General features: G+C 50.3%; 15 protein-coding genes and 1 pseudogene. 14 read left to right on the forward strand and 2 right to left on the reverse strand.

The features are described from left to right. The first annotated feature begins 19 nt into the window (after positions 1-19). The 6 genes and pseudogenes from FJM74_RS15145 to rpiB all read left to right on the forward strand — a co-directional run bounded on the left by FJM74_RS15145 (position 20) and on the right by rpiB (position 8,233). Positions 20-712 (forward strand): metallophosphoesterase, encoded by a 693-nt coding sequence (locus FJM74_RS15145; RefSeq protein ID WP_187263469.1) that lies wholly within the window; start codon positions 20-22, stop codon positions 710-712. Between the two features lie 1,036 nt (positions 713-1,748). Beyond that, positions 1,749-2,804, forward strand: a pseudogene (locus FJM74_RS22745) (IPT/TIG domain-containing protein); the annotation flags it as partial. 438 nt (positions 2,805-3,242) lie between these two features. Further along, a complete protein-coding gene (locus FJM74_RS22410) occupies positions 3,243-5,201 on the forward strand; it encodes an IPT/TIG domain-containing protein (protein WP_241739192.1) in 1,959 nt (652 codons plus the stop codon). A 446-nt stretch (positions 5,202-5,647) separates the two neighbouring features. Next, positions 5,648-6,922, forward strand: a complete 1,275-nt coding sequence (gene glyA, locus FJM74_RS15155; protein WP_187263471.1) for a serine hydroxymethyltransferase — start codon at positions 5,648-5,650, stop codon at positions 6,920-6,922. 29 nt (positions 6,923-6,951) lie between these two features. After that, positions 6,952-7,791 carry a twin-arginine translocase subunit TatC gene (gene tatC, locus FJM74_RS15160; protein ID WP_241739193.1) on the forward strand — a complete coding sequence of 280 codons (840 nt, stop codon included), beginning with the start codon at positions 6,952-6,954 and terminating at the stop codon, positions 7,789-7,791. A 4-nt stretch (positions 7,792-7,795) separates the two neighbouring features. Next, positions 7,796-8,233 (forward strand): ribose 5-phosphate isomerase B, encoded by a 438-nt coding sequence (gene rpiB / locus FJM74_RS15165; protein ID WP_187263472.1) that lies wholly within the window; start codon positions 7,796-7,798, stop codon positions 8,231-8,233. Between the two features lie 131 nt (positions 8,234-8,364). Here rpiB and FJM74_RS15170 read toward each other — a convergent pair whose 3' ends face one another. Further along, a complete protein-coding gene (locus FJM74_RS15170) occupies positions 8,365-9,786 on the reverse strand; it encodes a hypothetical protein (protein WP_187263473.1) in 1,422 nt (473 codons plus the stop codon). Between the two features lie 102 nt (positions 9,787-9,888). On the opposite strand from FJM74_RS15170, the gene rbfA reads away from it, so the two are divergent. The 5 genes from rbfA to FJM74_RS15195 all read left to right on the forward strand — a co-directional run bounded on the left by rbfA (position 9,889) and on the right by FJM74_RS15195 (position 16,582). After that, a complete protein-coding gene (gene rbfA / locus FJM74_RS15175) occupies positions 9,889-10,308 on the forward strand; it encodes a 30S ribosome-binding factor RbfA (protein ID WP_187263474.1) in 420 nt (139 codons plus the stop codon). 15 nt (positions 10,309-10,323) lie between these two features. Next, positions 10,324-11,133 carry a class I SAM-dependent methyltransferase gene (locus FJM74_RS15180; protein ID WP_187263475.1) on the forward strand — a complete coding sequence of 270 codons (810 nt, stop codon included), beginning with the start codon at positions 10,324-10,326 and terminating at the stop codon, positions 11,131-11,133. 152 nt (positions 11,134-11,285) lie between these two features. Further along, positions 11,286-12,509 (forward strand): ABC transporter permease, encoded by a 1,224-nt coding sequence (locus tag FJM74_RS15185; protein ID WP_187263476.1) that lies wholly within the window; start codon positions 11,286-11,288, stop codon positions 12,507-12,509. Between the two features lie 123 nt (positions 12,510-12,632). After that, entirely contained in the window at positions 12,633-15,554 is a 2,922-nt protein-coding gene (locus FJM74_RS15190) for a DEAD/DEAH box helicase (RefSeq protein ID WP_187263477.1), read from the forward strand. Between the two features lie 590 nt (positions 15,555-16,144). Further along, the gene (locus FJM74_RS15195; RefSeq protein ID WP_187263478.1) at positions 16,145-16,582 is read left to right on the forward strand and encodes an SRPBCC family protein; all 438 of its coding nucleotides are present in this window, start codon (positions 16,145-16,147) and stop codon (positions 16,580-16,582) included. On the opposite strand, the gene FJM74_RS15200 is transcribed toward FJM74_RS15195, so the two are convergent. Then, a complete protein-coding gene (locus tag FJM74_RS15200) occupies positions 16,579-19,053 on the reverse strand; it encodes a gliding motility-associated C-terminal domain-containing protein (RefSeq protein ID WP_187263479.1) in 2,475 nt (824 codons plus the stop codon). The two genes, FJM74_RS15195 and FJM74_RS15200, sit on opposite strands and share 4 nt — an antisense overlap. A gap of 367 nt (positions 19,054-19,420) precedes the next feature. Here FJM74_RS15200 and crtD point away from each other — a divergent pair, with 367 nt between their 5' ends. The 3 genes from crtD (at position 19,421) to FJM74_RS15215 (ending at position 22,350) form a co-directional block, all read left to right on the forward strand. Continuing rightward, positions 19,421-20,896 carry a 1-hydroxycarotenoid 3,4-desaturase CrtD gene (gene crtD / locus FJM74_RS15205; RefSeq protein WP_187263480.1) on the forward strand — a complete coding sequence of 492 codons (1,476 nt, stop codon included), beginning with the start codon at positions 19,421-19,423 and terminating at the stop codon, positions 20,894-20,896. A gap of 8 nt (positions 20,897-20,904) precedes the next feature. Continuing rightward, positions 20,905-21,591, forward strand: a complete 687-nt coding sequence (locus FJM74_RS15210) for a carotenoid biosynthesis protein (RefSeq protein ID WP_187263481.1) — start codon at positions 20,905-20,907, stop codon at positions 21,589-21,591. 147 nt (positions 21,592-21,738) lie between these two features. Then, positions 21,739-22,350, forward strand: coding sequence for a TetR/AcrR family transcriptional regulator (locus tag FJM74_RS15215; protein ID WP_187263482.1), 612 nt, complete (start codon positions 21,739-21,741; stop codon positions 22,348-22,350). Positions 22,351-22,420: the final 70 nt, after the last annotated feature.

Consider the following 22,420-nt stretch of genomic DNA (forward strand, 5'->3'; position numbering starts at 1 on the left):
TAAGAGCTAACCAACCCCTATGGCCCGTTACGCCCTGACAGATATCCATGGTTGCGCCAGCACCCTCAAAGCCATGGTCACACAGCAGCTTCGTCTTCGCAAAGACGATGAGTTGTATATATTAGGCGATCTGGTAAACAAAGGCCCCGACAGCAAAGGCGTCATCGATTATATCATTCACCTCCGCAAGCAGCACTACCAGCTAAAGTGCCTGCGCGGCAACCACGACCAGATGCTGCTGCAGGCCGCCCGCACCGGCGAGAGCGCCCTGAAACTGCCGCAGGAGGAGAAGGAAATGCTGCTGACCAACTTCGGCATAAAAGATATCACGCACCTCCCTGACAGGTACTTCAATTTTCTGGGCAGCCTGCCGTTTTACCTCGAGCTGCCCGACTATTTTTTGGTGCACGCCGGCTTCGATTTTAAGCACGACGATATCTTCAGAGATACAGATGCCATGATGAACATCCGTAACTACAAAGTAGACTGGAGCAAGGTGTCGAACAAGCGCCTGCTGCATGGCCACACTCCCACGGCCCTGCACGCCATTAAAAAAGCCGTGGCGCACGAAGAGCCCCAGATAAACCTCGATGCTGGCTGCGTGTATTACAAAAATGCCGCCTTTGGCAACCTGGTCGCCCTCGACCTAGATAGCTACGCGCTCTTTGTGCAGTCTAATGTAGATCGGCCTTACCTCAACGGCCGAAAGTAGGGCAAAGTTTAAGCTGCCGGGTATCAAAAAAAGAAGTTATTTGTCTCCTTTTTCGTCCCTGCCCGTATACGGCCATTTTACAGCTGGTATACCTTAGGCGCATGCAAACATGGTCTGTCGCATATTAGACGGAACAGCAGCAGGGGCCTCTGGAGGGCATTTTTGATTAGCATAATTAGGGTTTCCTGTCAATAGCTTCTTCTCAAACCAACCTGACCAGCCGTACCTGAAGGCGCCTGGAAATTAGTACAGGTTTGAGCGCAAAGCCTGTAAAGCTCAGACGTGGCGAGCTTGGTTCTAAAAAGATTTGTCTATTGCCGCTGCAGTTGTGAACCCTGCTTAAACATTGCCAGCAGCAGCAGCCGAGTAGCCGATATCCCTTAAATCAGGTATGGTAAAAAATAACGTTTTATTTATTTTATTGTAAAATAATGTTACAATATTCAGGCATATGATTTTAAATGTTTTTTTAAATATGAAATTTTGCCTTACCTTTAGTGCCATTATGAGTTGTTTAATAGCAAGAACGAATATTAAAGTTATAACTTTAATATAACACAGGTCTCCTACTCTTTCTCTGCCTTCGTCCTGAAAATATGGCTGGGATAGATGGACAGATGTAAGTGATTCTGCGTAAGCATATTACAGGAGATTAGCTGCTCTGGCAGTTGTAATAAACAATAAAGTAGTAACCCAACATACCAGTTAATGGCACCGGATTTTGTTTTCTGCCACAGATGAGGCAGAAGAGAGAGTCAGGGCTATTGTTATGATGTTACCCATTCTGAATACTAGAATATTTTAATTTTTTAATTTTATGAGACAAACTTTTACTCTCTCTTTTAAAAACTTTCTAATTCCGCTGCTCCTGCAGGTGGTGCTGGCGCTCAGTGTGGTAGTGCCGGGGTATGGGCAGGCGACACGTGTTACTGTTTTTTCTGAAACAATGGGAACTGTGCCATCTGCTTCTGCGAGTCCATTATCTGGTGTTGATGTACATGAAAGAGAAAACCGTTTTGATAACGACAATGCCACTATGACTGGTAGTGGGGCTGTTAATGCCTCATTTCCATCAGGTGGTGCATATACAGGTGCTTCCGGAAATAATAATGTAATTGTTGCTGGGCCTACAGGTTTTTTTCAGATTACAGGCATCAATACAACGGATCTTGAAGGTATACAACTTTCATTCGGAATTAGAAAAGGAACTGTGTCTGCTACAGGTACAGACCTTGCTCTTCAATATAGTGTGGATGGCGGAAATAATTGGAGCACCCCTCTTTCATTTGGCTCTTTAGGATCGGCAACTGAGTGGGAATATAAGCAAGTGTCAGAAGGGTCAATACCTTCTGTTCAAAATCTTCTAATAAGATGGCAGAAAACTTCTGGCAATACCCAATATAGAATCGATGATATTTTAGTTACTGGTATACCTGTAGAAACATCTTCGCCTTCTATTACTAGCTTTACACCTACCAGAGGAGGCATTGGAACCACAATAACAATAATAGGTACCAATTTGCAAGATATAACTGAAGCTATTTTCTTAGAAGATTTTTCTCCTTTAGAGTTTGTTTCAGCTAGTGCTACCGAAGCAGTTTTCAATGTAGTTGAAGGAGATTTTGAATCTTCCCAATTGGCATTATATACAAGTGGGGGCGAAGAAATTGTTAGCGAAGGTTTTTTTGAACTCGTAGCTCCAATAATTGATGATTTTACTCCAAAACAAGGTCCGATAGGTACACAAGTTCTAATAACGGGAGAAAACTTAGAGACTACTAACGAAGTTACGTTTGGCGGTGATATAACTGTAGCTCCTGATTTTGTAGCGGAAGATGGATCGGCAGTTATCGTTACTGTGCCGGAAGGCGCAGTAACTGGAGCAATTGTGCTATCTACAGATATTGGTATAATAGCTACATCAGCTGACTTTACTGTACAAGGCCCCACTATAACTTCGTTTGATCCTGTTGCAGGTGCTGTCGGAACATTAGTAACTATACAAGGCACCAACTTGCTTTCTACTTCTGTGGTAAGATTTGGTGGAGGCGTTGAAGCACAGCCAGAAACCACTTCTGATGGCACAGTGACTGTTTTGGTGCCAACTGGTGCACTAACAGGGGCGCTTGAGGTTGTAACAGGCATTGGTAACGCTACGAGTGATGATATCTTTACGGTTCATAGACCTAGTATATCATTTATATTTCCAACTAGCGCGCGAGTAGGTGCTACCATAGCTGTCAATGGCTCAAGACTTAATATCGGAGGCACACCAACTGTAGTTTTCTCAGGAGGTGTGGTGGCTGATAGTGTGACAAGTAACACAGGCGGAACACAACTGCAGGTTGTTGTTCCGATAGGTGCACAAACGGGTCCTATCACAGTTACTACAACAGAGGGAACAGCCACCTCTCCAACATTTACGGTGTTTACACCAGTCATTACAATTACCGGTACTTTACAACCATTTTCAGCGGTAGTAGGTACTGCTTCATCATCTCAGACTTACTCAGTTTCTGCCGTGAACCTTATGACTAACATGGTTATCACTGTGCCGGCTAATTTTGAGATTTGGAGACCTAATGCTGGCGTGTGGGATGTAACAAGAACCCTTATCCCAAATGCCCAGGGGAGTATTGCAAGTACTTCCATAATTGTAAGATACAATCCTGCCGCAGTCGGATCTCATGGCGGCAATATTACGCATGTGGCAAATAATGGAGATGTAATCGCTACACTGTCAGTATCAGGAACAGCAGAAGCCGCCCTCTCCGTTACCAGTGTTTCTCCGGGTAGCAGCAGAATAGGCCAGACAATTGTGATAACCGGTACACGCCTTAATGCAGGTACTGCCGGCACTCAGGTAACATTTAATGATGTAAACGGACAACCAGTAGTTGCTGAAATTACTTCTCTTTCTGCCACAAGCATGAATGTTGTAGTTCCTGTAACTGCGGCATCAGGCACCATAACTGTAACAACCTCAGAAGATGTGGTAGCGTGGGAAAACTTTATTGTGCTCAGACCGGAAATCATACTTTCTGGTACGCTGGTTCCATTCGAGACAAATGCCGGGGTGGCGTCAGCACCACAGCAGTATACGCTATCAGGTGTGAACCTGGTCGAAGGTGTATCTGTTACAGCGCCGACTAATTTCCAGGTTTCTTTAACTGAAACAGAAGGCTATGTGTCGTTGCTGGAAGTGCCACTGACAAACGAAACGGATGGAAGCCTGGCTGCCACAACTGTTTATGTCAGATATTTGCCTGCAGCACAAGGTACAGACAATGGTAGTATCAATCACGTATCGGAAGGCGCCAGTGCAAGCCTGGAAGTGTCGGGTGTAGCCGGTGCTCCTATTGCAGTTACCAGAATATCACCGACCAGCTCCAGAAAAGGCTTGACCGTAACCTTGACCGGAACCGGGCTCGATGCGGGTACGCCCATCGTAACATTCGCGGGCGACGCTGTAGCTACCATCGTGAGTTCATCAGCCACAGAAATTAAGGTAACAGTACCAGATGAAGCCCAATCAGGCCCTATCGCCGTAACGGTTGGTGGAACAACGGTATACTCTCCTGAATTCACAAGGCTGTTCCCTGTCGTATCTGCATCACAAACCACCCTGTCGGTTTTCACGGCGGAAGCTACACAAACTTCGGCTCCCCAGTCTTACACCGTATCGGGCACGAATCTCTCACAAAGAATTATGATAACGGCTCCGGAGCACTTCCAGATAGCCAGAGCAGAAGCAGGACCTTATTCCAGCACCATAGGAATCGGGATCGACATAGGTAATGGAGTTGCAACAGCTACAACGATTTTCGTAAGGTATGCCCCTCAGGCAGAAGGAGAGCACACTGGGTTTATCATCAACGAGTCCAGCGGAGACACCCTGAGAATTGCGGTACAAGGAACTGCCGCTCCTCTGCCGGTAGAACTGGTATCCTTCACAGCCGAGCAAAAAGGTGCTGCTACCTTGCTCAAGTGGGTAACCGCTTCCGAAACAGACAACTCCCACTTCGAAGTAGAGATGTCAGCTTCGCCGGAGACAGGCTTTACGACCGTAGGAACTGTGAAGAGCAAAGTAGTGAACAGCAGCATCACCACCCGATACGAGTATACGCACCAGGTGCGGAATGCCGGCACTTACTACTACAGACTGAAGCAGGTGGACCTCGATGGCACACATGCGTACAGCAACGTTATTGTGGTAGCGTCTAAAGGAGTAGCTGCAAATGCCGTAACAGTGGCACCAAACCCGCTTATTCCTGATTCTAAAATTATCGTAGAGGCAGCCAGCAGCGGCAAAGCGATCATGCGCCTTACCAGCATGACGGGCCAGCAGGTTTACTTCAGAGAAGTAGAAGTAACAGCAGGGCCAAATGAGTTCGCCCTGCCATACTACGACAAGCTGCAAAGCGCTGCCTACATACTCACGGTAGAGCTAAACGGAAAAGTGATTTCGACCAAGGTGGTGAAGCAATAGCACCTACCCTGGCAACAAAAGATCCCGGCGCCGAAAGTGCCGGGATCTTTTGTTTTATAGCCCTCCAATAACCAATTCAGGGAGGCGCGGCAGCAGAAGCTCGGGAGGGCAGTTTTTATTCAGATAATTGCTGGTTATTTGTTTTTTGTTGTTGAATGGTTGAGGAGGATATTTGAAGAGGAACCTCAAAACACATTGCAACTCTTAACTCATAGCTCTTAACTTTAGAAGAGCCCTGTTTCTCAAAAGGCCTCGCGAGGGCCAGTTTCATTAGAATAATTCCTGCGAAGCCGTAAACCTCGCAGCGTCTTTTGCGGCCCTTTCTCCGCAATAGCAGATTGGTATGGCCACGATTTTTTTAGGATTATCTACTTAAAATCTGCAAACATTGGTTTATTCAGGTGCAAAGCTTAATTTTGAAACCTATAACAGCAACCAAAGTAGCAATGCAAAAGGACACAGCCATTTTTGACTTAATTGCCAAAGAAAAAGCACGCCAGACTCATGGCATCGAACTAATCGCCTCCGAAAACTTTGTGTCGGAGCAGGTCATGCGGGCCATGGGCAGCGAAATGACCAACAAGTACGCCGAAGGCCTCCCGGGTAAACGCTATTATGGTGGCTGTGAAATTGTAGATCAGGCGGAACAACTGGCCATAGATCGTGCAAAAGAACTTTTTGGAGCCGTATGGGTAAACGTGCAGCCGCACTCCGGCGCGCAGGCAAACGCAGCTGTCATGCTGGCCGTCTTAAACCCCGGCGACAAAATCCTGGGCTTCGACCTGTCGCATGGCGGTCACCTGACCCACGGTTCGCCTGTAAATTTCTCCGGTAAAATATACAAGCCATCTTTCTACGGGGTGGAGCAGGAAACCGGCCTGATCGATTTCAGCAAAGTGGTGGAGATCGCACGTCGGGAGCAGCCAAAGCTGATCATCTGCGGCGCTTCTGCCTATTCGCGCGAGTGGGACTACAAAAAGCTGCGCGAAGCCGCCGACGAGGTGGGCGCGCTCCTGCTGGCCGACATCTCGCACCCGTCCGGCCTGATTGCACGCGGCTTGCTGAACGATCCGTTTGAGCATTGCCACATCGTAACCACCACTACCCACAAGACCCTGCGCGGCCCAAGAGGCGGCATGATCATGATGGGCAAAGACTTTGAGAACCCATTTGGCCTCAAAACTCCAAAAGGCGAGACACGCATGATGTCGTCGTTGCTGGATGGCGCCGTGTTCCCTGGCACACAGGGCGGCCCGCTGGAGCACGTGATCGCTGCCAAAGCCGTTTCTTTCTTCGAAGCCCTTTCTGACGATTACCTGAGCTATGTGCAGCAGGTGCAGCAAAACGCACAAGCCATGGCCAAAGCATTCGTATCGCGCGGCTACGACATTATTTCCGGTGGCACCGACAACCACATGATGCTGATCGACCTGCGCTCCAAGGGCCTTACCGGCAAATTGGCCGAGAATGCCTTGGTAAAAGCAGACATTACCATCAACAAAAACATGGTTCCTTTCGACGATAAGTCTCCTTTCGTTACCTCTGGCATGCGTGTAGGAACGGCCGCTATCACGACCAGGGGCCTCAAAGAAAACGACATGGAGCGTATAGTGGAGCTGATCGACCAGGTGCTGATGAACAACGAGAACGAAAGCACCCTGCAGTCGGTACGCAAAGAGGTGAATAGCTGGATGGAGCAATACCCGCTCTTCGCCTACTAAAAAACGGAAGTGCTGAGGAGCCTTAATCAATGAATAAGCCTAATATGGAGGAAGAGCCACAGGAGATGTCCTTTGTGGACCATCTGGAGGAGTTAAGATGGCACATTATCAGGTCGCTCAGTTCTATTCTGGTATTTGCGATTATCGCCTTTCTGGCCAAAGGCTTCGTGTTTCATGATATTATACTGGCTCCTTCGCGCACCGATTTCCTGAGCTACAGGTTTTTGTGCGAGTTAGGCGAGCGGATTGGCTCTGATGTGCTCTGCATTACCGATCTGGGCTTTACGATTCAGAGCAGGCAGATGAGCGGACAGTTTGCCATGCACATTATGGTGTCGCTGGTGCTGGGGCTGGCCTGCGCGTTTCCGTATGCGTTCTGGGAGATCTGGCGCTTTGTGAGCCCGGGCCTCTACCCGGAGGAGCAGAAAAACTCCAGAGGGGCCGTGTTCTTTGTGTCGGTGCTGTTCATGTTAGGGCTCCTGTTTGGCTACTATGTGGTGTCGCCGATCTCGATCAACTTTCTGGCCAGCTACCAGGTAGACCCCTCGATCCTGAATGAGTTCGACCTGTCTTCGTACATCTCCACGCTCACCACGCTCTGCCTGGCCTGCGCCATCATGTTCCAGCTACCGGTGGTTGTCTATTTCTTCACCAAAGCCGGTCTGCTCACACCCGAGATCATGAAGCTGTACCGGCGCCACTCCATCATTATTATTCTGGTGATTGCGGCCATCATTACACCGCCTGATATCATCAGCCAGCTGTTGATAGCGATGCCCCTGTTAGTACTCTACGAAGTAAGCATCAGGGTTTCGAGCTCTATCCGTAAAAGAGATTTAAAGCGATTAAACCAAAACGATACCATCTAAGATTATGGCCTATAAAATAGCAATCGGCGGTGACCACGCAGGGTTTGCGTACAAAGGTATGCTCACAAAAGTGTTGGAGGCAGATGGTCATGAACTAAAAGATTTCGGCCCCTATACCGGCGAGTCGTCCGACTACCCGGACTTTGTGCACCCACTCTCGAAAGCAGTGGCAAACCAGGAGTTCGATTATGGCATACTGGTGTGCGGCAGCGGCAACGGCGTGGCCATTACAGCCAACAAGTACCCGGAAATACGCGCAGCACTGTGCTGGAAGCCCGAGCTGGCGCAACTGGCACGCGGCCACAACAACGCCAACGTGCTCTGTATCCCATCCAGGTTCGTGTCGGAAGAGGAAGCCGTAGAGATGATGCGCGTTTTCCTGTCTACTGACTTTGAAGGCGGTCGCCACCAGACAAGAGTCAACAAGATCACGAACTGCTAAGTAGAAGCTGTAGTAGCCGTAGAAACATTAAACATCAGGAGCGCGGGCCAATAGGTCCGCGTTTTCTGTTTAGGGCCCATATAAGGAGCAGCAGAGCCTCTGGAGGGGCTTTTTCATTAGAATAATTCCTGCTACAGACTCCTGTTCTGTTTTCCCTGCCTTTTGTAAACAGCAGGAGCGTCAGTGGCTTCGTAGGCATCAAAAACAGTGGGCAACTTATATTTCAGCTCTGGCATAAGCCCAACTTGGTCAATAATGTACTCCGGCGATTCTTTTTGGAAATTCTGATACAGCGCAAACACTGCCTCATAGTCCTTTAGCCAGCCAAAATGCCGCTGCGACAGCTTCCAGTTCAGGTAAGGCGTTGCGATTTTGTTGTGTATGTAATACCTGATGTCGTTGCCGAGCACGAGCACTGAGGTGCCCTTAATTGATTGTGGAGGCGAGTCAGGCAAAAGGATCCCGGATTCGTCGATCTTGACCCATGCACTTACGCCCAATGGCTGCCGGTAGCGCAGCAGCACAACCCCGGCCAGCATCACCAGGTAAATCAGGGTGATGACCCAGGGTTTCATGCGGCTGGTAAACAAAAACTCGCTGAAGTAGGCAATCGGCGGGAGCAGCACCAGAAACAAAGCCGCCGACACCTCATCGCGGGAGATAATGACCATGAGGCTGACCATGAGCCACACCACCATCAGCTGCTGAAACTTTACCTGGAACACGAGCCGCTGCGGCAGCGAGAGCATACTGAACAGCGACAGGGCCAGCACCAGCACCGGCAGCACGAGCAGCTTGGCAAGGTCGGCCGGCGGGATCAGGAACGAAACCTCGAACTGCCAGGGCCGGAGCAGGTGCAGCTCCAGAAAGTTGCTCACCGTGCCGGTAAACAGGTAATAGCTCAGCAGCATGGCATACGGAAAGGCAAACCCGCACAGCATCAGCAGCGAGCTGCGGAAGGTGGCCGAAGCAAAAAATATAATAGCGAACAGCCCCATGAGCAGAAACAGCGCCAGCGGCAGAAAGCTGAGCGCTGCCAGCCCCAGCATAAACCCCCCGATAAACAGGCGGCTGTTATCCAGCCCCTCCCGCGATAAGGTTATAAAGTAGGGCAAAGAGAGAATAACAAAGGTGTAGCCGATGAGCAATGGCGTGAGCATCTCAAACTCGAGCGTAAGGCAGCCAAGCGTCAGGTACACCAGGGCCGGCAGGTAGTTTTTTTCCTGGTACACTTTGTTCCGGATCAGGGTCGTGTTCAGGGCCAGTGCCTGCGCCAGCAGAAGCGCCGTGGCCACCAGCCGGTAGGTGAGGTAGGAGCGGCCCGCCACCACATCTATGGTCCAGTACACCAGGGCTGACAGCGGGGCCGTGCTGTCGTAGATTTCGCGGTACATGGCAAACCCGTCGGCCATACGCTCGCCTACCAGCATAAAGTTAAGTTCCGGCACTGTGGCAGGAATACCTAGTAAGATAAGCGGAACACGTATGGCCAGGTAAAGTAAAACCAGCAGGATCAGTCGGGAAGGCAGTATGCTTCTGAAGTAACTAATCAAGAGATTATAGAGTTAGAAAGCGAGATAAACGTGCCTTCTCCGAAATGAGTAGGTCACTTTTGGGGTAAAAATGCGAAATTAATATGATATTTGCATCTTCGTATGGAAAGTAAAAGACAACAGAAATTCTCACGCCTCATCCAGAAAGAGCTGGCCGACATCTTTCAGCGGGAGGTGCCGCACCTCTTTGCAGGCGCCTATATATCGGTGAGTGTGGTGCGCGTATCGCCCGACCTGGGGCTGGCGCGCGTGTACCTGAGCCTGCTCAAGGCCTCCAATAACGAGGCGGTGCTGCAGGAGATCAGGGTAAACACCAAAACTATTCGCCACCATCTGGCCCAGCGCATCAAAAACCAGGTGCGCGTTATCCCGGAGCTGGTTTTTTACCTCGACGACAGCGCCGAGTATGCCGCCCAGATGGACAAACTGTTCTCTAACCTGGAAATTCCGCCTGCCGAAGACGATGCCGACGCAGGCGACAGTACCCCCGGAGAAGAAGACGAAGAAAACGCTACCCGATAGTTTTGCACCACCTTTATGCAGTATGATCCGATAAAAAGGATACTGGGCGACGTGTTCAACCAGACGCCTTTTCTGAGACGCATATTTTACCACCTGCTGGACCTGCTCCTGCTGCGGGCGTGGCATGTGCACAAGGAACTGAGCACCTGGGCCATAACGCGCAGGCACAAGCAGCAGCACATTCTCGATGCCGGCTCCGGATTTGGGCAGTATACTTACTACCTGACCAGCAAGAGCAGCAAGTGGAGCGTGCTGGCCGTAGATGTAAAGGAGGAGCAGGTATCAGACAGCAACCGGTTTTTCAGAGCCATCGACCGGCATAACGTCGTGTTCCGGATCGCTGACCTGGTGCAGTTCCGCCAGCCCAACAGTTTCGACCTAGTGCTTTCGGTAGATGTGATGGAGCACATCGAGCAAGATGTGCAGGTGTTCAAAAATATCCACGCCTCACTCCGGCCAGGGGGCATGCTCCTCATCTCCACCCCCTCCGACCAGGGCGGCTCCGATGTACACAGCGGCGACGAAACTTCTTTTATAGAGGAGCACGTGCGCGATGGCTATGGCATTGAAGAGATACACGGCAAATTGCAGCGGGCGGGCTTCCGGAGAGTGGAGGCGCGTTACTCGTATGGCAAACCAGGGCAGGTTTCGTGGCGATTATCGATGAAGTACCCTTTGCAAATGTTGGGCGTATCTAAAATTTTCTTCCTGTTTTTGCCGTTTTACTACCTGGTTACCTTTCCGGTGTGCCTGCTGCTTAACTGGATAGACGTAAACAGCAAGCATGCCTCCGGCACCGGCCTCATCGTAAAAGCCTGGAAATAATTGGTTGTCGGTTATTGTTGATTGCTAAATTGTTAAATGGCTAAATTGTTATTTCAATAAGTATGATACACGATCATGAGAATAATCAACCATTAAGCAATTCAACCATTCAACCATTTAACAACCAGCAACTAACAACCAACAACTAATAAATGAATGTACCTTTTCTGATAGCGAAGCGATACTTTTTCTCCAGAAAGAAGAGGAACATCATCAGCATTATCTCCAATATAGCCATGATTGGCGTGGCTGTGGGTACGATGGCCCTGATCATTGTGCTGTCTGTGTTTAACGGCCTCGAAGACCTAATCCGGGCCATTTACAGCAGCTTCGACCCCGATCTTAAAATTTCGGTGGTGGAGGGCAAATCGTTCGAGACCGATACGGAGTTTATGAACCGCATACGGCGGACACCCGGCGTGGCGGTGGTGTCGGAGGTGATAGAAGACAATGCCCTGCTGCGCTACAACGACCGCCAGATGGTGGTGAAGGTGAAAGGCGTAAGCGAGAACTTCTTTGAGCAGAACCAGATCGATTCCGCTATTGTAGAAGGCGACTTTAACCTCTACCGCGATGATGAGTATTTTGCCGTGGTGGGGCGGGGTGTGCAGTACCAGCTCTCTATCAGGCCCTCTAACCAGTTTGTGTCGCTGCAGTTTCTGTACCCGCGCAATACCAAATTTAACCCCCTGAACCCCGAAGGCTCCTTCAACAGCCTGCCCATCAGGCCGGGCGGCGTATTTGCCATTGAGCGGCAGTACGACGACTCGTATGTGTTTGTGCCCCTGAACTTTGCCGAAGAGCTGCTGGAGTACGGCAGGAGGCGCACCTCCCTCGAAATAAAGGTGGAGGAAGGTTACAACATCGAAACAGTGAAGCGGACGCTGCAAAGTACCCTGGGAGCAGCCTTTCTGGTGCAGGACAGCGACGAACAGCATACCAGCCTGCTCCGGGCCGTGAAAGTAGAGAAGCTGTTTGTGTTCATCACGTTTACCTTTATTCTGCTCATCGCCTCCCTCAATATCTTCTTTTCCCTTTCCATGCTGGTGATCGATAAGAAAAAAGATATTGCCATACTGGCTTCTATGGGGGCTACTGCCGCCACCATCCGCAATATTTTCCTGTTTGAGGGGGCGCTGGTAGCCTTTATCGGGGCAACGTACGGTTTATCATTAGGCATGCTGGTGTGCAACCTGCAGGAGAGCTTCGGACTGGTGTCTATGGGTATGGCCACCTCCATTGTAGATTCTTACCCGGTAAAAATGCAGGTGAGCGATTTTGTGTTTACCGGCGTTGCCATCGTGGTCATCACTTTGTTAGTATCTATAAGGCCAGCCTACAAAGCCGCCTCTATGTCGGTAACAGAAAACCTATAGGCCTGCTGCCTAGCTATTTACAAATATCACAAAATAACAAGCTATAGTTAGCGAAAAGCCGTTTTTTTCTAGGAAAATAGCCGATTTAGCGTTATTTTTGATATCCCTAATTTGGCTTTTGGCATGAACGTTTACACAACCCAGCCTTTTCAGATCGTTTATTCTCTGTTCGAACACGAGTACCTGGGTTATTTGTTCGAGTCGTTTGCGGTGCAGCTCAACGGCAGGGGGCAGCTAACCCTGCAGCACCAAAACATTTCTGAAAAAAACGCCGCCGAATTTGCCTCCCGCCTCGATGCCTGCGATTTTAAGCTGATCTCCCTTATGGACCAGATTCAGCAGGATGCGGTGCTCCGGAGGTTCTCTACCAAAAGATTAAGCCCTGCAGAATTTTTCTTAAAGGTATATGACCCTGAAAAAGGCGACAAAGCCCTTCAGGAGGCAATATACGGATACGTGCAGGTGCGGATGGGCAAGATACTGAGCCTGCTGCAGGAGAAGATGACCTTTATTATGGGTAAAGACGGGGAACCGACCTGGAAACGCCTCTATATGGCTCCTGAAAAGGCCACGGTGCTTTTCCATTTTATGCGCAACGAAAACAACACCCATTACTTCCCAACCATAAAATACGAAGGTCAGAAGCTGGACTTCCAGTACAAGCACGCCAGCATGGTATGCTACGAGCCTGCCTGGCTCCTGCTCAACGACACGATTTACGGATTTGATAAACCGATAGAGGGCAAAAAGCTGCAGCCGTTCCTCAACAAGAAATTTATTCTGATTCCAAGAGCGGTAGAGGACAACTACTACAGCAAGTTTGTGGCCCCGCTGGTGGAGTCTTACGATGTGTTTGCCAAAGGTTTTGATATCCGGTCGCAGAAATACAAACCCAGCCCCTACCTCACGTTTTCGGAGCTGAAGGCCGCGCAGGCACAACCCGTAACCGGCAACGAGACGAAACCTGACCGGTTTGGCTCTCCCGATAAAATACTCTTTAACCTGTCGTTTCAGTACGGCGACCACATGGTGGAGACGCAGGAGCTGAAACGTGTGAGCGTGAGCATGGAGAAAACCCAGGACTCGTATGTGTTCCACCGCTTGATACGCGACATAAACAACGAGAAAGAGTTCATTAAGGAGCTCTCGAAGCGCGCCCTGGAAGTAAAGAACGGCAAGGCTGTGTTAGAGAAAAGCACGGCCTTCTCCTGGCTGAGCAACCACCTGCAGGAACTGGAGCAGCTCGGGTTTACGGTAAGGCAATCAGAGAAAAGCGCGAAGACCTACTTTATTGGCGAGATTTCGGTAAGCGTGGGTATTACAGAAAACAACGACTGGTTCGATATTTACGGCACCGTGCAGTTTGGCGAGTTTGAGGTTCCGTTCATAAAGCTGAAGAACCACATTCTTACCAGGAACAACGAATTTTTGCTGCCTAATGGGCAAATTGCCATTATTCCGGAAGAGTGGTTTACGCAATACATAGAGCTATTTGCTTTTTCGGAAGGCGACCAGGCCCTCACGCTGAAGAAGCATCACATGGCCCTGGTAAACGACCTGCAAAATGGCAACCTGGCTGCCGTAAGCATGAGCCGCAAGCTGGAGAAGCTCCGGGAGTTCGAAGAAATTGAAGATAAGCCCCTGCCACAGGGCTTTAAAGGAGAGTTGCGCCCTTACCAGAAGGCTGGCTACAACTGGCTGCACTTTGTGAAAGACTACAAGTTCGGGGGCTGCCTCGCCGACGATATGGGCCTTGGCAAAACCGTGCAGGCACTGGCCATGCTTCAGCACCGCAAAGAGAACGGGGCCGAGGCCGCCACCCTGCTGGTAATGCCTACTTCGCTTATCTACAACTGGCAGAACGAAGCGCAGAAGTTTACGCCTGACCTGCGCGTGCTCGCTTACACAGGCACCTACCGCGACAAAGATGTGGAGCAGTTCAGCAATTACGATGTGGTGCTCACCTCCTATGGCATTGTGCGCCTGGATGCCAACCTGCTGAAGAGCTATTACTTCGACTATATCATACTGGACGAGTCGCAGGCCATCAAGAACCCGAATTCCTATACATCGCGCTCAATACGCACCCTGAAATCGCGCTACCGCCTGATTCTGACCGGCACGCCTGTGGAGAACAGCACTATGGACCTGTGGTCGCAGATGTCGTTTATAAACCCTGGCCTGCTGGGCAGCCAGCACTTTTTCCGCAATGAGTTCCTGAAGCCCATCGAGAAAGAAAAAGATGAGCAGAAGATCCGGAAACTGCATGCCCTCATAAAGCCCTTTATCCTGCGCAGGCACAAGTCGCAGGTGGCCAAAGAACTGCCGGCCAAAATAGAGAACATCACGTTCTGTAATATGTCCAAAGAACAGGAGCATGCCTACGAAGAAACAAAGTCGTACTACCGCAACAAGATCCTGACCAACCTGGAGGAGCACGGCCCTGGCAACACGCAGTTTATGCTTCTGCAAGGGCTTACCAAGCTTCGCCAGATCGCCAACCACCCCCTCATGACCGACGAAGGTTACGAAGGTGAGTCGGGCAAACTGAAGGAGGTGCTCCGGATGACGAAGAATGTGGTTTGCAAAGGCCATAAGGTGCTAGTGTTCAGCCAGTTCGTGAAGCATCTGGAAATTATGAGGCGTGCGCTGGATGAAAGAGAAATTACCTACGCCTACCTGGACGGCAACACCAAGAACAGGCAGCAGCAGGTAGAGCGGTTCCAGACCGATAAATCGGTACAGGTATTCCTGATCTCGCTGAAAGCCGGTGGTGTGGGGCTTAACCTGACGGCCGCAGACTATGTGTTTATCCTGGACCCCTGGTGGAACCCTGCTGTAGAAGCGCAGGCAGTAGACAGAGCGCACCGAATTGGGCAGCAAAACCAGGTGTTTACCTACAAGTTTATCACGAAAGAAACAGTAGAGGAGAAGATTCTGGCGCTGCAGGGCCGCAAGATCCAGCTGGTTACAGACCTTATCAGCACCGACGAAACCGTGATGAAGAGTCTTACCAAAGAAGATATTGACAACCTGCTGAGCTAATCAGCTCTCAGATAGCAAAAGCCTCTGCCAGCAAAAACGAGCTGCAGAGGCTTTCGCTTTTGAAGTATTTCCTACTCAAAGAGCAGCAACAGCAGCAGTTGCTCGCGGGGGGCCATTTCATTAGAATAATTTGGTTGTTGATGGTTGAGAGTTGAATGGTTGAATTGTTAAAATGAATTCGACCGCTGTTTGAAGTCGCCCTGCGGGCAGGTTGGAGGAATATGCCAAATAGCAACGAAGCGATTAAACTGTGACTCGGACAGACGTTACCTTTCCAAACAGCCCAACTCATGATCCCGCTTTTATGCTAAGCGAATGTACTTTCCGCTGCTTTAGGCAGCGAGGCTAGTCGGAGACAAACCCATAGAAAAAGGGCATAATCGGCAACTAAGCCCAGCGTGGGAAGGAGGTCGTGATGACGGTATCCGGCTGATCCTCTAATTCTGATTCAGACTTAAAAGGTCCTGTGTCCTTTTAAGCAGCAACGCCTCGCGGGGGGCCATTTCATTAGAATAATTTGCAAACCTTTCTGACTTTACAATTGTTATGCAGGGCAGATAAGCCTCTACAGCTCAACAGGAACCTATACGATGCAACTGCACCTTCGCACCCAGGTTAAACAGGATTACCTGTCGGTTTTCAACGCCTTCGACGAAAGCCTGTTCCGGAAACTGTCTCCGCCTTACCCGCGTCTGAGGCTGTTGCGCTTCGATGGCAGCTACCCCGGCGATGTGGTGGAGGTGGAACTGCTGGCCGGTTTTAAATCCTTCCGCTGGACGAGCCTGATCACCGAGCGGGCAGTTACTGCATCTGAAGCTTATTTTGTAGACGAGGGGCTGGAGGTGCCTACTCCCCTGCGGCACTGGCGGCACAAGCACCTGGTAACCAAAAACGGGAATAGTGCCATTATTCACGACATCATCGAGTACCGCACCGGCAGTAAAGCCCTTGATTGGCTGCTGTACCCCCTCATGCTGTTGCAGTTTGGCAGCCGTAAGCCGGTTTATAAACGAGCCTTTAGCGGCTAACGCGAAATTTCGAGCCAGCCCTTCCAGCTTTTTTTAAGGCTGGGGCTGCTGAGGTGGTAGTAATAGGCACCATCCGGCAATTTATCGCCCGACCAGTTGTTTTGATAGTTGCTATCCTGGTAAACCAACGCTCCAGTCCTGTTAATCACTTTCAGCTCACAGTTTGGCACCAGGTTCCGGATTACAAAAAAGTCGTTCAGGTTGTCGCCATTGGGGGTGATGATGTTGGGTATTACCAGCTCGTCGCAAAAATTCTGAACAGTCAGCGTTCTGGAGGCGGTGCAGCCAGTGTTATTTTCTACAGCAATCGTATAGGTGCCGGCCTGGCTTATCCTGATCATATGATCTTCCTGTACAACTCCGTTCAGGCTGTATGTAGCTCCTGCAGGTCCGGCTGCAATTTCCAAGGCTCTGAGGCTGGCTTCACAAATTATAGTGTCGGGTAACGCAAACAGCACAGGCTCCACCTGAAAAAGAACATCTGCCGAATCTGTAGCAGAACAACCGGTGGTGCGATCTGTAACGGTAACATAATATCTGCCGGGTTGCTCAACATCGATAAAGGCCTTTGTACTGCCCGTGGACCAACGTACGGAGCTGTTGTAGCTGGCATTTACCAGCAGCCGCTGTACAGAGCCGGCACAAACAGGCTCCGGTAAGCTCCGGCGAATGGTGATCTCAGGTCGGGGAGCAAAATAGATATACAGGTAGTCGGAGGTGCTGGAGCACCCAAGCTCGTTCGTGAACCTGGCCTGGTAAATACTATAGGTAATATTTGGCGAGCTGGGCCTTACCACATGCCTGGTTGGCTGCCCAGGCACCGACGGAACAGGCGAACCGTTTAGCAGCCATTGAATCTTGCCCGCATACTCCTGCACCTGAAGCTCCAGGCTCTCTCCGTAGCATATCGTTTGAGCAGGGGCCGTTACAACAGGCTTTGGTACCTCCCTGCTCTGTATTTCAACGCTTTCTGAGAACACACTTGTGCCATAGCAGTTCGTGACTTTTACTTTATACCGGCCACCGTCCGTTGTGCCAAAGGCAGCATGTGTGGCTACAGAACCAGGCAGGGGCTTATCGTCTTTATACCATTGGTACTGATAGTCTGCTTTTTCTGTGGTCGATAAGATGACTACATCGGTGGGGCACTTTACCAGGTTGCCCTTCACTGTTACAGGAGCTTGCTGTAGCTGGTCGTGCTGAAGCGTTACGGTGTTGGAGTAAACGGTTTGAGCGTAGCAAGTCGACACCATCCGTACCCGATAGGTGCCTGGCGCTGTTGCGTCGTAGTGGGGTTTGTCTGCAGCAGCTATGTCCAGACCATCTTTTTGCCACTGAAAGGTAAAGCCCTCCTTTGCCGGCGCATTTAACCTGAAGGAAGGGTTCATGCAAACATACTGCAGCCCATCATACGCCATGTTCAGCGTAAGTTGCCTGGCCTGATGGTTTATATCGAACGTGTAAAGCCCTTTGTTGGTGGCTAGCCAGATTTTGCTGTAGCACCTGTCCGCATCAATGTCGTAGATTTTCAGGTCGGCCGTGCCAGGCACCAGCTGCAGTGTGTCGGGTGTCATGGTGTCTTTGTGAATCCTGTTTATGTACAGGCCGCTATCGGTGGCCGAGAGCAGGTAGCGCTGCTCCATCTCGGGCTTCCTGAAAATCTCAAAAGGGTAAGTCCTGATTTCAAGCAGCTTGTATACTTTTCTTCGGGGTAGGTAAATTGCAGCCTCGCAGCCAGTATAAACAGTTTTCTTTAGGCCAGCGCTAGTGCCTCTGTAGTGATACATTTTCAGGATTTCATATTGGTTCCAATAATATGGCACCACATGATGTACTGAGTATACATGGCTGGTGTCTAATACGCCATTGCTTAAAGAGTAGCCTCTGTAGTACAAATTTCCATACACCGTATAGTGGGTAAAGCGGCTTCTTGGTGCGCAACTGAGTATACTGCTGGCTGGGTGTTTGTAGTGAAAGTTCAATCCCCTGTCAGCAGAAAAGATATCGACCCGCTCGGTATTCCTCATCCCGACAAGTGGGTTGTTTAGTGTATAGGTCGGGTCGAAGCGCGATAACCTGCCCTCGCGGGAGTTGTAGAGGCCGTGCCCCGTGCCCATATATAATACCCGATACCCCGCAAGCGATGTTATAAGCCCGTTCTGGAGCCCGGATCCCTGGTTCAGGTGCTTTACCCTGTTGTTGTTATACCGGAGCAGGTAATCGCCGTTGGTAGCCACAAATACATAACCGCTATCGGCGCAGTGGATGTCGTTAAAAACCTTATCGGTGAAATTTGTAAAAAGCGGGGTAATATCGGTTTCATTGCCGGCTACATCTGTAAAAGCAATTTCTCTGCGGGCTTCTCCTTTTATGATATAAGCATCTCCGGAAGAGTGCAGGCTTACTTTAGCTACCTGCTGGCCAGCAAAGTAAACTTTGTTGAGCGTAAGAGACGGTTGTGTAAAAGCCATTGTGTGGCAGAGCAGGGAAAAGAAAATAAGTAAACGTGTTCTCACTTAAAATTAATGACTGGTGAAAGGCATGGGTGCGAAGTGTTGAAGGTAAGCAGATAATCGAAAAGTTAGGAAGAATTGACAGAATTATCTGCTGCCGGATTCTTGGTATGGGTCGAGAGCCAGATTATTGAAATGAAAAAGCCCCTCCGGAGGTTCTGCTCCTGCTGCTGCTGCCTGGCAACCGCTGTGTTTAAAGCTGCAGCGCCCAGGTCTTGAATGCTGAAAAAAATTTAAGTTATAGCATAGACTGGATCTTTCTTTTAAAACCTTTCCGGCTCAAAGCAGTTTCTGAGTTGAGGAAAAATCTTGTACATTGGGTTTAATGAAGAGAGCAGCCATAGTAGGTTCGGGCATAGGAGGCATTGCTGCAGCCATACGGCTTGCCATAAAGGGCTATGAGGTAACGGTACTGGAGGCAAACGCCACCTTCGGGGGCAAAATGCAGCAGTTCGTGCTCGATGGCTACCGTTTCGATGCCGGACCTTCGCTGTTCACGTTGCCGCACCTCGTCGATGAGCTTTTTACGCTGGCAGGCCGCAAGCCCTCCTCCTACTTTAGCTACACCCGCCTCGACCCTATTACGCATTACTTCTGGCCCGACGGCAGCAGGGTAAAAGCCTATGCCGACCCGGAGCGCTTTGCACGGGAGGCGGAGCAGCAGCTGGGCGTGCCGGCAAAGACGGTGCAGCAGGCCTTGGCAAAGAGCGCTCGGCTCTACCAAGGCACCGCCGATACCTTTCTGCACAAGTCGCTGCACAAGGTGGGCACGTACCTGAGCCCCGATGTGCTCAAGGCGCTGGGCTGCCTCTCCGACCTTGGCCTGACCACTACCATGCACGCGGCGAACCAGAAGCTGTTCCCCGACCCACGCTTTGTGCAGCTCCTCGACCGCTTTGCTACCTACAACGGCTCCGACCCCTACCAGGCCCCCGGCACCCTCAACCTCATTCCGCACCTGGAGCACAACATCGGCGCCTTTTACCCCAAAGGTGGCATTTATGCCATAGCGGCCAGCCTGGTGAAGCTGGCAGAGGAGCTGGGCGTAACATTCCGGTACAACGAGCCGGTAACCCGCATCACAACAGCAGCAGGTGCTGTTACGGGGGTAGAAACCAGCCGGGGCATTTATAAAGCCTGGGTGGTGGTAAGTAACATGGATGTGGTGCCTACTTACCGGAAGCTGCTGCCAGACCAGCCAGCGCCCGACAAAACGCTGCAGCAAGCCCGCTCCAGCTCCGCCCTGATCTTTTACTGGGGCCTACAGAAAGCCTTTCCGGAACTGCACCTGCACAATATTTTTTTCAGCCAGAACTATAAAGAAGAGTTTGAGCACATCTTTCAGCACAAAACTGTAGCGCCAGACCCAACCGTTTATGTAAACATTACCTCCAAACTGGAGCCTGCTGATGCGCCTGCCGGCTGCGAAAACTGGTTTGTGATGGTAAACGTGCCGCATAACCAGGGGCAGGACTGGCCACAGCTGATAGCAGCCACCCGCCATGCCGTTATAAAAAAGCTCAGCACCATGCTGGGGGTGCCGCTGGAGCCGCTTATAGCCTGCGAGCAGGTGCTGGACCCACTCCTGATCGAGCAGCAGACCTCTTCTTTTGCCGGTGCCTTGTATGGCAGCAGCTCCAACAACCGGATGGCAGCCTTTTTGCGTCATCCGAACTTCAGCGGTCGCCTAAGCGGGTTGTATTTTTGTGGTGGCAGTGTGCATCCGGGCGGCGGCATACCGCTCTGCCTGCTCTCAGCCAAAATTGTGGGCGACATGGTTCCTGAAACAAAAAAAGCTTAAAAATAGAAATGCCAGATACTACCTTACCGCTTTCCGCCAGCAAAACGGCTGTGCAGCTTCTTAAAAAATACAAACTACCACTTGCCGTTGCCGTTCTGGTAATATTTCATGCGGTGGGCTTCTGGGGGCTTGGCCTCAGTGGCAGGTCCACGTATTTCCAGTCGCTTACGCCGCTTAACCTGCTGCTCACCAACACGCTACTTTTTAGCTTCCACAGGGGCTGGAGCAGCTGGTTTCTGCTGTTTGCCGGGGTGGTGTTTGCGGTAGGCTTTCTGGCAGAGGTATTTGGTGTGCATACCGGCTTGTTGTTCGGCCACTACAGCTATGGCAGTACGCTCGGTACCAAGCTTTGGGAGGTGCCCCTGCTGATCGGGCTCAACTGGCTGATGCTGGTGTACGCTACCGGCACCATGGCCAACAGGCTGCCCGTGCACTGGCTCCTGAAAGTGGTAGCGGGAGCTGCCCTGCTCGTACTGCTCGACATTTTTATAGAGCCCGTAGCCATAACCTACGATTTCTGGAGCTGGCACCAGGGCGTTATTCCTTTATCTAATTTCATCGGCTGGTTTGGCCTATCGCTTCTCTTGCAGATATGGTTTCAGAGAGTGCCGTTTTGCAAGCAGAACCGGCTGGCTGCTTATGTGTATATCGTGCAGTTACTGTTCTTTGTCGCTTTAAATCTGCTACCGCAATAATAATTTCTGAATTTCCGGAATAATTATTGTGCTCCGGTGGAGAAATTCATATATTTCTTACTGTTAAGCCCTGTTTTCTGCAATCCAACAGAAGTAGCTACCATACAAGCAGGCGCATAACCATCAGCAGAAGTTAGAAAGGGGAACATGACTTTTTTAGAAACGATCTTAGAGGAGATCCTTCGCATTTTTAAGAAGGAAGGTATTGAGGCGAATAAAAGGGAAGATATTATCAGGAGGCTGGACATAAGGCACTCTACCTTTCAGGAGCTTTTTAAGGATAAAGCAGATATGGTGCGCAAAGTCGTGCTGTTCGATATGCAGGAGCAGGTGCGCTTGCAGGCGAAGATGCTGGCAGATGCTCAGAACCCCGTAGAAGAAATCATGATGCTGTTACAGGATGGCATAAAGAACATGCAGCAGACCAACCCGCTTTATATCCTGGATTTGCAGCAGCATTATCAGGATGTCTGGCAGTTAGGCCTTGATCACCTGAATTCGCATAGCTATTACCTGGTGTCGGAGATCATGAACAGGGGTGTTTTGCAGGGCTTTTTCCGGAAAGATGTAAATATTGAGCTGGTTACCCGCATTATGCTTGCCCAGGTGAGCATGTTGGTGAACCCGCAGGTGTTCCCTCCCGACAAATACAACCTCTCGGAGGTTTTCCGCAGCATTTTCCTCTATTACCTTCGGGGCATCTGTACAGATCAGGGAGGCAGGCTGGCGGAGGCCTTTTTTACCAAGCATAACATATAACGTGTGCTGCCTATTCCGGAAATCGGATGTGTGCTGACAGGCCCGCCACCGATCTGGATGCAGGTGATAT

Origin of the sequence: Pontibacter beigongshangensis, assembly GCF_014332515.1 — a bacterium.
In the GTDB taxonomy this organism is placed as follows: domain Bacteria; phylum Bacteroidota; class Bacteroidia; order Cytophagales; family Hymenobacteraceae; genus Pontibacter; species Pontibacter beigongshangensis.